Origin of the sequence: Nocardia acidivorans NBRC 108247, assembly GCF_001625085.1 — a bacterium.
Classification (GTDB): domain Bacteria; phylum Actinomycetota; class Actinomycetes; order Mycobacteriales; family Mycobacteriaceae; genus Nocardia; species Nocardia acidivorans.
The window spans coordinates 1-14,407 of record NZ_BDAW01000093.1 but is presented as its reverse complement, the minus strand read 5'-3'; the positions used below and the strand labels follow the sequence as shown (position 1 = coordinate 14,407).

The following is a 14,407-nucleotide window of genomic DNA, read 5'->3' as shown; positions in this document are numbered from 1 at the left end:
AGCGGTGCAGCGAGGAAGCCCGGAACGAAAGCCGAATCAGCGGGGATTCGAGGCGAAACGGGAGGTCAAAACTCGGCTGCGGGCAGGCAGGGACAACACAGTTCCCGCTGGCGAGGCAGCCGTACACCCAGCGCCACGGTCACATACGTGACCCGTGCGACATGAGTGTGGTTGGCGGACATGTGTACAAAGTTAACACTCCGCTCGAGCCGAGCGGAATCCGTTCTCCCACATCTCGAGAAATGAGTGGCAGCTCACTTCATCCCAGTCCACTCCTTCGCGCACGCGAGCGCAGGTATTCCGATCATCGTGATTCCAAGGCTCAGCCAACCGGCGCGAGGTGGCGCAATAGCCCCGCGGGCGCTCATCGCGGCAGGCCGGGAGCACGGGCCGGCGGCGCAATATCGGCGGCGACCGGACGGGCCGATACACGCCCCCCGAGCCATCCGCGCCGCCGCCATTACAGTCTGAAACCGCTGGTCAATGGCGGAAAGGAGATACCGTGCCATCGGAACCGACACCGCTGCGCGCCCCCGCCCGCCGCGCCGATCGAGCCCGCCAGGTGGCCGATATCGTGCGGCAGCAGATCCATAGCGGAGCGATCGAGAACTCACTGCCCACCGAGGCCGAACTCGCCGCCGAATTCACCGTCTCCCGCAATACCGTGCGCGACGCCCTCGCCCTGCTCAAGGACGAGGGGCTGATCGAACGCGCACCCAAGATCGGCACCCATGTGGCGCGGCGCAAATACGACCACGGTCTCGACGCCCTGCTCGGTCTGAAGGAGACGCTGCGCGGCCACGGCGAGGTCCGCAACGAGGTGCGCGCCGCCACCCGCATCACCCCGCCCCCGGCGGTAGCCCGCAAATTGCGGCTCGCCCCCGGCGAACCCGCGGTATATATCGAGCGGCTGCGCTGGTTCGGCGATCTCCCGCTCAGCCTCGACCTCACCTATCTGGTCCCGGATATCGGCGATGAGGTCATCACCCGCGACCTGGAGACGAACGACGTGTTCGCGCTCATCGAACAGATCAGCGGCGGCCCGCTCGGCTCCGCCGATCTGGCGCTGGAGGCCATCACCGCCGACGCGCACTCCGCCGCCACCCTGCAACTGCCCGAGGGCGGCGCGCTGCTGTTGCTGGAACGCCTCACCGAACTCGACGACGGGCGACCCGTCGACCTGGAATACATCCGCATGCGCGGCGACCGAATCACCATGCGCGGCAGCCTCACCCGGCCGCCCGAACGCACCGATTGGAGGCTGATCTGAATGGCACTGGTCAATCAGCGCGCCGACGTCCCCGTCACCATCGACGAATCCCTCTGCATTCAGGGCTGCACGCTCTGCGTGGAGATCTGCCCCCTGGACTCCCTTGCCATCAATCCCGAGAACGGCAAGGCGTTCATGCACGTGGACGAGTGCTGGTACTGCGGCCCGTGCGCCGCGCGCTGTCCCACCGGCGCGGTCACCGTCAATATGCCCTACCTGCTGCGCTGAAGGACCCTTGCCATGAAGTACCACCCCGCCCGGATCACCGCGGCGGCCCTCGCCGCCGCCCTCGCCCTGACCGTCTCCGGCTGCTCCCTGGAATCGAGCGGCGGCGGCGACACGGTCAAGCTGGTCGTGGGCTACCAGTCCAAGACCATCAATACCGTCACCGCCGGAACCCTGTTGAAGGCCAAGGGATTTCTGGAGCAGCGGCTCAATGACCTGAGCGCGCACGGCGGGCCGAAATATCAGGTGGAGTGGCAGGACTACGACACCGGCGCGCCGATCACCGCGCAGATGGTGGCCGAGAAGATCGATATCGGTTCCATGGGCGATTACCCGCTGCTCATCAATGGTTCGCGCACGCAGGCCAATGAGCGGTCCAAGACCGAACTGGTCTCGATCACCGGGTACAACCCCAAGGGTGCGCTCAATATGGTTGTGGTGCCGCCCGATTCGAAGGCGAACACCATCAAGGACATTGCCGGACAGAAGGTTTCGGCCAGCGTCGGCTCCGCCGGGCACGGCACCCTGGTGCAGGCGCTCACCCGGGCCGGGATCGATCCCAAGAGCGGGGTCGAGGTGCTCAATCAGCAACCCCAGATCGGCTCCTCCGCACTGGAATCCGGTCAGGTGGCGGCGCTTTCGCAGTTCGTGGCCTGGCCCGGACTGCTCGTCTTCCAGAACAAGGCCAAGCTCCTCTACGACGGTGCGGAGCTGAACGTCCCGACCTTCCACGGCGTGGTGGCCCGTCGCGACTACGCGAAACAGCACCCGGAGGTGCTCGATGCCTTCCTGCGCGCACAACTCGACGCGACCGATTTCATCCACAGGCAGCCACTGGAAGCGGCCGAGCTCGTCGCCGAGGGCAGCGGCCTGCCTCAGGAGGTCGTGTATCTCTACAACGGGCCGGGCGGAACCTCCTTCGACACCACCCTCAAGCCGAACCTGATCGACGCCTTCAAAGCCGATGTGCCGTACCTGAAGTCGATCGGCGACTTCGCGGACCTGGATATCGACAAGTTCGTCGACGACACCGCATTGCGCAAGGCGTTCGCGGAATCCGGCGCGAATTACGATGCGGTGCTGGGCAATAGCGCCAACCCGGCGCTCGTCTCCGGCGTGGACCCGGTAGCGAACCGCCCCGCCGACAACCCGGCGCTGGCGGGCGAGATCTGGTTCACCGGTTCGGGCACCACACAGCCCGCCGTCGATCCGACCGCCCTCTTGCGCGCCGTCAAGCAGGCTCGCGCACAAGGTAAGACGGTCCGCGCCGCCTACATCCCCGACGCAGAACTCGGCACCCGCTGGTTCGCCGACAAGGCGATCTGGGTCCGCGACGGCGAAACCTACCTGCCCTTCACCACCGTCGCCGCGGCCCAGCGCTACCTGACCCGGCACCCCTCGGGTACCCCCGTCACCTACGACCAGGCCATCACCGAGGTCCGGCAATGAGTTCCCACACCGCTTCAACCCCCCGTTCCCCTCGTCATCCCGGCACGCTTGTGACCGGGATCCATGGTGACCCACTCGAAAAAGGTGGATCCCGGCCACAAGCACGCCGGGATATCGGTGTGGACGCGGGCCGGGATGACGGGCTCGGTGCAGGCCGGGGTGACGGGGTGGTGGTACGGGGAGCGCGCGGGGGTGGGCGGCCTCGCGCGGCGGTCTGGCGCTCCCGCCTCATCCGCCTCGCCTCCGTACTCGTCGCGGTGGGTGCCTGGCAGTTCCTGACCGCCAATGACATTCGGCTGTGGGTGCGCTTCGACACCCTGCCGACGGTCACCGAGATCGTGCGGGCCTTCCACAAGCAGCTGGGGACCCACACCTTCTACCTCGACCTCGGCCAGTCGCTGATCCGCATTCTCACCGGCTTCGGGCTCGCGGCCGTGCTGGGCGTGACACTCGGTGTGGCGCTGGGGCGTTCGCGCTGGGTCGCGGACACCATCGGACCGCTCACCGAACTGGCCCGGCCGATTCCCGCCATCGCCGTTGTGCCCGTGGCGATTCTGCTCTTCCCGGACGATGAGGCCGGAATCGTGTTCATCACCTTCCTCGCCGCGTTCTTCCCGGTCATGGTCTCCACCCGGCACGCGGTGCGCGCGCTGCCGACCATCTGGGAGGATTCGGTGCGCACGCTCGGCGGCAGCCGCTGGGATGTGCTGCTGCGAGTCGTAGTGCCCGGCAGCCTGCCCGGTGTGTTCAGTGGTCTGTCGGTGGGGATCGGCGTGGCCTGGATCTGCGTGGTCTCCGCGGAAATGATCTCCGGGCGACTGGGTGTCGGCTACCGCACCTGGCAGGCGTACACCATCGTCGACTATCCGGGCGTCTTCGTCGGCATCATCACCATCGGCGTCCTGGGGTACGGCACCTCGGCCGCCGTCGAACTCATCGGACGGCGGGTCACGCACTGGCTGCCGCGCGTGCCGGAGGTGACCAAATGACCAGCGGTATGAGCCTGCGACTGGACGGAATCGACCTGTCCTACACCGGAACACCGGTCATCAGCGATCTGTCCCTGGAGGTGCGGCCGGGCGAGATCCTCATTCTCACCGGGCCGTCCGGCTGCGGTAAATCCACCGTGCTGCGGGCACTGGCCGGACTCCTGCGTCCCGATGCCGGGCGGGTGCTCGCCGACGGCGCACAGGTCACCGGAACGAACCGTGATCGTGCCGTCGTGTTCCAGGACAATGCGCTATTGCCGTGGCGCACGGTGCGATCCAATATCGAACTGGCGCTCAAACTGCGCGGCGAACCGCGCGCCGGGCGAAAAGCACTGGCGGAGAAGTGGATCGATGAGATCGGCCTCACCGGTTTCGCCGACTTTCTGCCCAAGAGCCTCTCCGGCGGTATGCGCCAGCGCGTTCAGCTCGCGCGCGGCCTTGCCGGAGCGCCGCGTTCGGTACTGATGGACGAACCCTTCGGGGCCTTGGACTCCCAGACCAGAGCCACCATGCAACGCCTGCTCATCGACACCTGGGGCACACATCCGACCATGCTCGTCTTCGTCACCCACGATGTGGACGAGGCGCTGCTGCTCGGCGATCGCGTCGCCGTCCTCGGCCGCGCGGGTGCACCGCTGCGCGCCCTGCTGGACGTGCCGCGACCGCGCGAACTCGGCGTGGATCGCTCCGCGGTGCGCGCCGACATCATTACCGCCCTTGACCATTCGGGCGATCTCACGGAGGTACTGATCTGATGGAGATACCCGCTCTAGCCGCGACCACCCGCCTGGACTGCGATGTGCTGGTCATCGGCGGCGGCACCGCGGGCACCATGGCCGCGCTCACCGCCGCCGAACAGGGCGCGAACGTGCTGCTGCTGGAGAAGGCGCACGTGCGGCACTCCGGTGCGCTGGCCATGGGGATGGACGGGGTCAACAATGCCGTCATCCCTGGGAAGGCCGAACCCGAGGACTACGTCGCCGAGATCACCCGCGCCAATGACGGAATCGTCAACCAGCGCACCATCTATCAGACCGCTACGCGCGGTTTCGCCATGGTGCAGCGCCTCGAACGCTACGGCGTGAAATTCGAGAAGGACGCCTACGGCGAATACGCGGTGCGGCGGGTGCACCGCTCCGGGTCGTACGTACTGCCCATGCCCGAGGGCAAGGATGTGAAGAAGGCGCTGTATCGCGTACTGCGGCAACGCACCATGCGCGAGAAGATCCAGATAGAGAATCGGCTCATGCCGGTGCGCGTGCTCACCGAGAACGGTCGCGCCGTCGGCGCTGCCGCATTGAACACGCGCACCGGCGAATTCGTCGCCGTCGCGGCCAAAGCGGTGATTCTGGCGACCGGTCCGGCGGGCCGCCTCGGCCTGCCCGCCTCGGGATATCTCTACGGCACCTACGAGAACCCCACCAACGCGGGTGACGGATACGCCATGGCGTACCACGCCGGTGCGGAACTCTCCGGGATCGAATGCTTCCAGATCAACCCGCTCATCAAGGATTACAACGGTCCGGCCTGCGCCTATGTCGCGAATCCGTTCGGCGGCTACCAGGTCAACGCGCTCGGTGAACGCTTCGTAGACTCCGACTACTGGTCCGGGCAGATGATGTCCGAGGTCAAGCGTGAGATCGAATCCGCGCGCGGCCCCATCTACCTCAAGGTCTCGCACCTGCCCACCGAGACCCTGGACGCCCTCGAAGGCATTCTGCACACCACCGAGCGACCCACCCGCGGCACCTTCCACGCCAATCGCGGGCACGACTACCGCACCCACGATATCGAAATGCACATCTCCGAAATCGGCCTGTGCAGTGGACATTCCGCCTCCGGTGTCTGGGTGGACGAGAATGCCCGCACCACCGTTCCCGGCCTGTACGCCGCCGGTGACCTGGCCTGCGTCCCGCACAACTACATGATCGGCGCATTCGTCTACGGCGATCTCGCGGGCGCGCACGCGGCGGGCACGCTCGCCGAAACAGCGGCTCCCACAACGCTTCCCGAAGACCAGCTGGCGGCGGCACACGAGCTCGTCTACCGCCCGCTGCGCAATCCGGACGGGCCGCCGCAACAGCAGGTGGAGTACAAACTCCGCCGCTTCGTCAACGACTATGTGGCCCCGCCCAAGACGGCCACCAAACTCTCCCTGGCCATCGAGACCTTCGACCGCATGCTGGACGACCTCTCCGCCATGGGTGCGCGAACCCCGCACGAACTCATGCGCTGCGCCGAGGTCACGTTCATCCGCGACTGCGCAGAAATGGCCGCCCGCTCCTCGCTGACCCGCACCGAATCCCGCTGGGGCCTCTACCACGAACGCGCCGACCTGCCCGAACGCGATGACGTCGAATGGCGCTACCACCTCAACCTGTGCAAGAGCGCCGACGGCGAGATGGAGTTCCTCAAGCGCCCCGTCGCGCCCTACTTCGTCCCGGTGCCCGGACTGGATGACCTGCCCTCCGCGGACGACACCGTCATCCCCGTCGCGCAGCCCGCGTTGATCGGCGGTCCCGCACAATCGGATTCGGCTCGCGGCACTGTGGCCGGGAGCGGACCCGACGTCGACGGACCGGGTGCGCCCGGCGATTGGAACGGTGCGCACGGCGCGAAGTCCGCGCCGCTCGCGCCTCGTATCGCCGCGGTCCTGGCGCTGGACTCCCCGACCCTCGCCGAACTCGCCGCATTCCTGGATGACTCGGACCCGCAGGTGCGCGCCACCGCCCTGTCGGTGCTCACCGAAACCACCCCGGACGGCTTCGATACGCCCCTGATCGCCGCGCTGGCCGATCCGGATGTCGGTGTCCGCGCGGCAGCCATCGCCGGGCTCCGCGAACTCGTCGAAATCCTCCCGGCGGCAGCCGTTCGCCCCGGCGCGGCAACCTCCACGACCGCCGCGACCCCGGCCGCTGCGCCCGCCGCGACCGGCCTGGTCGCGCACATCGACTCGCAGGACCCGGCGGTCCGTGCCACCGTGGTGGATCTATTGCGCGCCCTGCGATCCGGTACGCCGGAACTCTTCGCCAAGGCGGCCGCGGATCCCGATCATCGGGTCCGCATCGAAGCGGTGAACGGTCTGGTGTCCCTGGACGACTGGGCCACGCTGACCGGTGCCGCGCACGATGAGAATCGCGAAGTCCGCATTGTGGCCGCGCGCGGCCTGGCCACCATCGGTCAGGGCGGTGCGGCCACGGTCCGCGCCCTGATCGCCGATCGTGATCCGCTCGTGCGCGCCGCGGCATTGACCGCACTCGCACGGCTCGGTGACAGCGCGGATATCGCCGCGCTGACCACGGGGCTGAAGGATTCGGCCTGGCAGGTGCGCGAAGGCGCGGCCCGGGGCCTGCCCGCGGTCGGCGCCGACCTCGCGGCGGAACCGCTGCGACTGGCCCTGGCGGACATTCACCCGGATATCCGCAAGGCCGCCGTACTCACCCTCGGCGCCTGGCCCGAATCCGTTACCGCCCGAGAGGTTCTGAAAACCGCGCTGGATGACCCGGACGCCGATGTGCGCGCCTACGCCCGCCGCTCCCTCGCGGTCCACGCGGGCGCGTAGCGCGCGAAATCAGTTGTCGGCGAACAACTTCTCCAGTTCGGTGATGAAGTAGGGGAAGTGCGCCGCGAAGCGGTACAGGTCGCGGTCGCCTTCGAAGCCGCCGAACCAGTACAGGCCGGGTTCGCCGTCATCGGTCGGGTTCAGGTTCCGGAAGGTGCGGACCCACTGGTCGGTGCGGCGACCGGCCACCATGAACGGCAGGGCGCGGGAGAAGATCATTTCTTGATCGGGTGGCGGAAGTTGTTGCGGTACAACGGAATCCAGGCTGCGCAGCATGGCTTGCACCCGCTCGGCCAGCTCGCGCCCGAGCGCGGTGCGCGACGGTAGGTAGCGGGGGAGCAGCAGTGCCGCCACCCCGCCCAGCATCAATGCCACCCCGATCAGGGCATGACCGGGACCGAGCGCCAGCGCGAGCGTGGTGATCGCACCGGCCACGACAAGCGTTGCCCCGAGCCAGAATTCGAAACCCTTGCGGGTGCGGTCGATGAAACTGCCCTGCGCGGTCGCCTCATTGATGAGCGTGCGGCGCACCGCCCGCACATCGACCTTGTCCCGCAGACTCGACAGCAATACCGCATCGGTGCCCTCGGGCAGGAACGCCTCGTACACGGCGCGCTCGGACGCGGTGAGCCGATCGTCGATCGGATTCATCCGGCTGATCCGCCAATCGGATTCACCGATGACCGCGACCCAGAGATAGCTGCGCACCGCCAGATCCACCACGGTGGCGGCCATATCCGGGGCATCCACATAGCCGTCGACCAGCAGTCCGGCGGTACCGGGCAGAATGCCGTCGGGGGAGGTGAACCGCACCCGATTACCGTTGCGCTCCAGGGGATCCAGCACCTGGGCCGCGGCCGGCTGCCGCCTGCGCGCCCATACCACATATCCGCCCGCCGCCGCCAGCGCGGCCAACAGCACCCCGAATGCCGCGAACACCGGACCGGTCAGCGAGAACGGCCCGGGCGCATCGTCATCCTGGATATCGGCATTCGCCTTGACCGTGCCCGGCGGCACCTGCAAGGTCACATCGATCAGATCGCCCTTGCGCAGATCGGTCTTGTCCAAATGCGCCACCCCGTCGGGCTCGACGCGAATATCCGCGCAGTCCTCGGTCTTTCCGGGCGGGCCGATCGTGCACCTGGTGACACCCATCCGGAAATCCGGACTGGTCATGGTGACGCTGATCGACGCCACATCGGTATTGAGCACCCCGCTCCACCGGAACGTCTGCGCCCCACCGGAATCGGCGACCGTATTGTGCACCGTGTACTTGAACGTCACCTGCCCCGAGCGGGCGGCAATGGTGAACCGGTCATCGGCGACGGTGGCCTCGCCATCACCGATGGCCTCAATATCGGAGACCTGAAAGGTGCGCTGCACGGCCTCGGTGACCTGCACCCGCAGCGGCAGCACCTGCCGGAAGTCGCTGCCCTGCGGCACATCCACGGTTTCCACCACCCGCAGCAGACCATCGTCGCCGAGATCCACATCGGCGGTGATCGTGACCCCCTCGGGCTGCTGCGACCGGGCGGCCGGGGCTGCTACTCCCGCCAGCGCGAGCAGTAGCGCCACGAGGACGCCGCCCCGAAAAATCTGCATGGGTGGTCACTCTAGCCAGCTTGCTATTCTTCCTCAGCGGCTGTCGGCTATCGGTTCAGAACGAGGGGGTGCGGGGGAATGACTCGCCCACCGTCCGGCCATGGGCCGAACACGCCGGGTGGCCGGCCCCCGGAGCCGGACCCGCGCCGCGTCCAACCGCCGCCGCATGCCGGTCCGCCCGGTTATGCACCGCAGCCCGGCGGGCGTCCGCAACAGCCATCCCCACCCGGCGGTTATCCACCGGGTCCCGGCCGCTATCCCTCACAACCCGGGGGCTATCCGGTGCAGCCGCCCGGACCGTCCGCCCCGCCCGGCGGTTTCCCGGTGCAGCAGCGCACCGGTTATCCACAGCGTCCGGGTTACCCACAGCGTCCGGGTTACCCACAGCGACAGGGGTTTTCGCCCCAGCAGGGGTACGGCCCGCCGCCCACCTTCGCCCAACCGCGGCAACCCGCCTACCGCCCGCCCATGCCGCCGCCCGCCGCGCACACCCAGACCGGTATGCCCGCGCAGCAGCGGCCCGCGCCCCCGCGCCGCCGTCGCTGGGGCACCATCGTGGTCGTTCTCATCCTGCTGGTCTCCACCGTCGTACTGCGCACCGCGGTCCGAACCGGCTTGAGCGCCTTGGGAACCGGCGACAAGGTGCAGACCGGCTACAGCAACGATCCGGGCAGCGAGAACGCCGGGGTCGCCAAGACCTCGGACAATCCGCTGGTCACCGATGACAGCCTCACGCTGATTCCGAAGAAGTGCGACTATTCGCCCTGGGGCACCGATGTCGAGGTCGCGCGCGCGTTCTTCGAAACGGCCGCAAGCTGTCTCGCCCAGGCCTGGAAACCGCTCTTCGACGACATCAATCTGCCGTTCCAGTCGCCCAAACTGAATGTCTCGGCCACCACCGGCGGCATCACCACCCTGTGCACCGGCAACAGCAGCAACTTCGCCGCCTTCTACTGCTCGGCCGATATGACCATCTATATGCCGATCAGCCAGTTGCAGACCGAGATCTACAAGAACAACTGGGTGGTCTACCTCTCGGTGTTCGCCCACGAATACGGCCATCACGTGCAGGCCGAATCCGGCATTCTCGGCAAGGTGCACACCCAGCGCCGGGACGCGGGCCCGCGCAGCGATACCGGTTTGGAGCTGTCCCGTCGCACCGAACTACAGGCCAACTGCTTCGACGGGATGTTCATGTCGTCCTCGAACAACGGTGGCTCCCTGAGCAATGCCCAGGTCGGCGTCGCCCGCAACGACATGTACCACCGTGGGGACGCGGCCGGGGATATGCGGGACCACGGCACCTCGCAGAACGGCGGCGCGTGGTTCGAACTCGGCTACGACAAGAACCGCACCGTGCAGTGCAACACCTTCGCGGCACCGGCCAACAAGGTGAACTGACGAAAAAGGCTGGGGCGGCTAGTAATTCGCCACCCCGGCCGATCCGTATCGAGTCGACTCAGTGCCCGAACGGGCCCTCGCCCATCCGCTTGACCTGATGCCCGTGCCCGTTCACGCCCTCGGCGTACGCGGTCTCGGCGTGCAGCGCGAAGTCGATACCGCCGATCTCATCCTCGCGGCTCACCCGGAATCCGATGGTCCGGTCGATCACCTTGCCGAGTGCGAACGACATACCGAAAGCGAAGGCCGCCACCGCGATAACGCCCACCAGCTGCTTGCCCAGCTGGCCGAGCCCGCCACCGTAGAGCAGCCCCTCCGGACCGCCCGCACCAGTCATGGCGCGATTGGCCAGGAAACCGATGAGCAGCGTGCCCACGATGCCGCCGACGAAGTGCACGCCGACCACATCGAGCGAATCGTCGTAGCCGCCCTTGAACTTCCAGCCCACCGCGAACGAACACACCGTGCCCGCCACGACGCCGACGATGAGCGCGCCCATGGTGTTCACCGAACCGCAGGACGGGGTGATGGCGACCAGACCGGCCACCGCACCCGAGGCCGCGCCGAAGGTGGTCGGACGGCCGTCGCGCACCTGCTCGACAATGAGCCAGCCCAGCATGCCCAGGCAGCCCGCCACCAGCGTATTGAGGAAGACCGCGGCGGCGGTGCCATTGGCGGCCAGGGCCGAACCGGCATTGAAACCGAACCAGCCGAACCACAGCAGGCCCGCGCCCAGCAGCACGAACGGCAAATTGTGCGGGCGCATGGCATCGACCTTGAAGCCGATGCGCGGGCCGAGCACGATCGCCATCGCCAGTGCCGAAGCGCCCGAGGCGATCTCGACGACCAGGCCGCCCGCGTAATCCAGTGTGCCGAACGAGGCCAGCCAGCCGTCCGGCGTCCACACCCAGTGCGCGATGGGCGCGTACACAATGAGCGCCCACACCGGAACGAAGATCATCCACGCGGAGAATTTGGCGCGATCGGCAATCGCACCGCTGACCAGTGCCACGGTGAGAATGGCGAATGTCAGCTGGAAGGTGACGAAGAGCAGTTCCGGAATTCCGCTGCCCGCGTGCACAGTCGTGGGATCAATTCCGGAAAGTCCGAAATGACCGAGATTTCCGATGAGCCCGCCGCCCGCGTCGTCCCCGAACGCCAGGCTGTACCCCGTTACCAGCCACACCACGGTGACCAGCGGAATCGAGATGAAACTCATCATGAGCATGTTCAGCACACCGCTGGAGCGCACCATGCCGCCGTAGAAAATCGCCAGGCCGGGCGTCATGAGCAGCACCATGGCCGTGGCCGCGAGCAGCCAGGCCGTGGCAGCCGGATCGATGTTCATGGGGGTAACTCCTTCCGCGCGTTATCGCGTTGCAGGGAAGTTACCGAAAACCCACGTTTCCGCGCTGTTACGAAAATGAGGAGTTGGATACCTGTACGTAACAGGCTTCAGCCGCGCCGATCTTTGTTTTTGCGCGACAATGCCCGCATTCCACGCGGTCCGGGCACGGGCAGATCGTCCTGCAGGGCCATCCACTCCGCGGTGGTGAGCCACTGCTGCTGAGCGCGCGCGTCCGCTGTGTCGTTGAACACGCGGCGACCGCGATCATCGCGCAGTTCGTACGCCAGCACCGACCAGCGCGGCGGGCGGCCGTGCTCGGCCACCTGATCGCGCAGATACGCCGCCACCAGCGTGCCGATCGCGTTCACCGGCCGCAGCGACACCCGATTGCCGAACCGGGCGGCATGGAAACGCCTTCCGGCACACAGGGATCGGGGCGTCGCGTTATAGGCGATCCAGCCCGCGCGCTGCGCCCGCTCGATCAACCACAGATGTTTGACCGCCGTCGGCGGGATATCGCCCACCCGATCCCGGATCAAATCCACGATCGGTTCGGACAGCAGAATGTCGCGCCGGGTGGGGCCGGTACCGTGCGCGGTCCAGTACTCGTCGGTGAGTTTGGCCAGCACCCGGCCGAAATCGTCGACACTGCGCTGGGCGCGCCGGCCCAGGCGTTCGATGCGCTCGGCCTCGGCGCGCATATCGTTCTGCACGAGGAGGGTTTGAATGGCCGCCAGAGTCGGCACCTGACCGCGCTGCAGCAGCTCCAGAATGGCGCCCGCGGTTGCCGGATCGGCGGCGGCCGACACCGGTAGCGAATCCCGCTTGATGTCGTAGTTCTGCGGGCTGATGGCTCGACTGAGCAGGCCGACCGCGGCGAGATCGCCGGCGAATTCGGTGCTGGAGAGCCAGGCTTCTGCGATGTCGTCGTGCGACGGCACTGGGGAGTTCCTCCAAAGAAATTTGGTTGTGCCCCGGTCGGGATGAGGGACCGGCCGGGGCCACCAACCTGATGAAGGTTTGGCTACCGAAGTTGCCGATGTCCACGGTAGCCAAACGATTGCGATCTTGCTGCATCGGTTGACTGGATCGTTATGTCCGGTCTGCGGAGTTGAAACCGAACACGCATCCGTAAATGGCGATCTTGGGCGGATGCAGCATCCGGCTATCTCCCGCGGACACCCGCGCCAAGAATTTGCTCGCCGCTATCAGCAATATCGAGTTCAGTCCGGTCGGTATCGAACGGGCATCCAGAATGGATGTGACATAACCCACAGTTTGCCGCATCGGCGCGGTGGAATCGGACGCACCGCGAGCCGCGCGGGCAGTGAATCGTTCGATGTCGGGGGTACTCGGTACCCTCGTGGCCGTGGCTCTGTACCGGAAGTACCGACCGGCAACGTTCGCTGAAGTGGTGGGGCAGGAGCACGTCACCGATCCCCTGAGCATCGCGCTCGATACCGGGCGGATCAGTCATGCGTACCTGTTCTCCGGCCCGCGCGGATGCGGCAAGACCTCCTCCGCGCGCATTCTCGCGCGCTCACTCAACTGTGAGCAGGGGCCGACCTCGACCCCGTGCGGGGTGTGCTCGTCGTGTGTGGCCCTGGGTCCCGGCGGCTCCGGCAATCTCGACGTCATCGAACTCGACGCCGCGAGCCACGGTGGCGTCGACGACACCCGCGAACTGCGCGACCGCGCCTTCTACGCACCCGCCGAATCCCGCTACCGCGTCTTCATCGTGGACGAGGCGCATATGGTCACCACCGCGGGCTTCAACGCGCTGCTCAAGATCGTGGAGGAGCCGCCCGCCCACCTGATCTTCGTCTTCGCCACCACCGAGCCGGACAAGGTGCTGCCCACCATCCGCTCGCGCACCCACCACTACCCGTTCCGACTGCTCCCGCCCGCCACCATGCGCGGCCTGCTCGGCAAGATCTGCGAGCAGGAGCATGTCGAGGTCGAGGAGTCGGTGTACCCGTTGGTAATTCGCGCGGGCGGCGGTTCGCCCCGCGACAGCCTCAGCGTGCTGGATCAGCTGCTCGCGGGCGCGGGCCCCGAAGGCGTCACCTACCCCCGCGCCGTCTCGCTGCTCGGCGTCACCGATGTGGCGCTCATCGACGATGCCGTCGACGCCCTGGCCGATTCCGACGGCGCGGCCCTGTTCGGCACCATCGACCGCGTGGTCGAGGCGGGCCACGACCCCCGCCGCTTCGCCACCGACCTGCTCGAACGCCTCCGCGACCTGATCCTGCTGCGCGCGGTCCCCGATGCCACCGAGCGCAACCTGGTCACCGGCCCCGGCGACGTCATCGCCCGCATGCGGGACCAGGCCACCCGCCTCGGCCCCGCCACCCTGGCCCGCCACGCCGAACTCCTGCACGAGGGCCTCGGCGATATGCGCGGCGCGACCGCCCCCCGCCTCCTCCTCGAGGTGGTAGCGGCCCGCATGCTCCTGCCCGCCGCCTCCGACGCCGAAACCGCCACCCTGCAGCGCCTCGAAACCCTCGAGCGCCGTATGTCCGGCGGAGCCGTCCCCCCGTCCCCGCAATCGCCCGGGTCCC

At 67.4% G+C, this 14,407-nt stretch carries 11 protein-coding genes; 8 read left to right on the top strand and 3 right to left on the bottom strand.

The genetic code is table 11. The annotated features are described in order from the left end of the window. Window positions 1–502 precede the first annotated feature (502 nt). The 6 genes from NA10_RS31320 (at window position 503) to NA10_RS31295 (ending at window position 7,495) form a co-directional block, all read left to right on the top strand. Window positions 503–1,270 (top strand): GntR family transcriptional regulator, encoded by a 768-nt coding sequence (locus NA10_RS31320; RefSeq protein ID WP_067574316.1) that lies wholly within the window; start codon window positions 503–505, stop codon window positions 1,268–1,270. After that, window positions 1,271–1,498 (top strand): 4Fe-4S dicluster domain-containing protein, encoded by a 228-nt coding sequence (locus tag NA10_RS31315; RefSeq protein ID WP_067574315.1) that lies wholly within the window; start codon window positions 1,271–1,273, stop codon window positions 1,496–1,498. Window positions 1,499–1,510: 12 nt separating this feature from the next. Further along, window positions 1,511–2,944 carry an ABC transporter substrate-binding protein gene (locus tag NA10_RS31310; RefSeq protein ID WP_067574314.1) on the top strand — a complete coding sequence of 478 codons (1,434 nt, stop codon included), beginning with the start codon at window positions 1,511–1,513 and terminating at the stop codon, window positions 2,942–2,944. 167 nt (window positions 2,945–3,111) lie between these two features. Further along, window positions 3,112–3,933 (top strand): ABC transporter permease, encoded by an 822-nt coding sequence (locus NA10_RS31305; protein WP_067574336.1) that lies wholly within the window; start codon window positions 3,112–3,114, stop codon window positions 3,931–3,933. Beyond that, window positions 3,930–4,688 carry an ABC transporter ATP-binding protein gene (locus NA10_RS31300; RefSeq protein WP_067574313.1) on the top strand — a complete coding sequence of 253 codons (759 nt, stop codon included), beginning with the start codon at window positions 3,930–3,932 and terminating at the stop codon, window positions 4,686–4,688. The genes NA10_RS31305 and NA10_RS31300 overlap by 4 nt, the downstream gene beginning before the upstream one ends. Continuing rightward, a complete protein-coding gene (locus NA10_RS31295; RefSeq protein WP_067574312.1) occupies window positions 4,688–7,495 on the top strand; it encodes a fumarate reductase/succinate dehydrogenase flavoprotein subunit in 2,808 nt (935 codons plus the stop codon). Before NA10_RS31300 ends, NA10_RS31295 begins: the two co-directional genes overlap by 1 nt. Before the next feature lie 9 nt (window positions 7,496–7,504). Here the strand turns inward: NA10_RS31295 and NA10_RS31290 are convergent, their stop codons facing one another. Continuing rightward, window positions 7,505–9,097: a DUF2207 family protein gene (locus NA10_RS31290; protein ID WP_067574311.1), complete on the bottom strand. Its 1,593-nt coding sequence runs from the start codon at window positions 9,095–9,097 to the stop codon at window positions 7,505–7,507. Between the two features lie 282 nt (window positions 9,098–9,379). On the opposite strand from NA10_RS31290, the gene NA10_RS31285 reads away from it, so the two are divergent. After that, entirely contained in the window at window positions 9,380–10,498 is a 1,119-nt protein-coding gene (locus NA10_RS31285) for a neutral zinc metallopeptidase (RefSeq protein ID WP_245678077.1), read from the top strand. 58 nt (window positions 10,499–10,556) lie between these two features. Here the strand turns inward: NA10_RS31285 and NA10_RS31280 are convergent, their stop codons facing one another. Both NA10_RS31280 and NA10_RS31275 read right to left on the bottom strand, forming a co-directional pair. Beyond that, window positions 10,557–11,846 (bottom strand): ammonium transporter, encoded by a 1,290-nt coding sequence (locus NA10_RS31280; RefSeq protein ID WP_067574309.1) that lies wholly within the window; start codon window positions 11,844–11,846, stop codon window positions 10,557–10,559. A 107-nt stretch (window positions 11,847–11,953) separates the two neighbouring features. Continuing rightward, window positions 11,954–12,787 (bottom strand): hypothetical protein, encoded by an 834-nt coding sequence (locus NA10_RS31275; RefSeq protein ID WP_067574308.1) that lies wholly within the window; start codon window positions 12,785–12,787, stop codon window positions 11,954–11,956. A 428-nt stretch (window positions 12,788–13,215) separates the two neighbouring features. On the opposite strand from NA10_RS31275, the gene NA10_RS31270 reads away from it, so the two are divergent. Continuing rightward, on the top strand, window positions 13,216–14,407 hold a 1,192-nt coding region (locus NA10_RS31270), incomplete at its 3' end, for a DNA polymerase III subunit gamma and tau (RefSeq protein WP_157556863.1).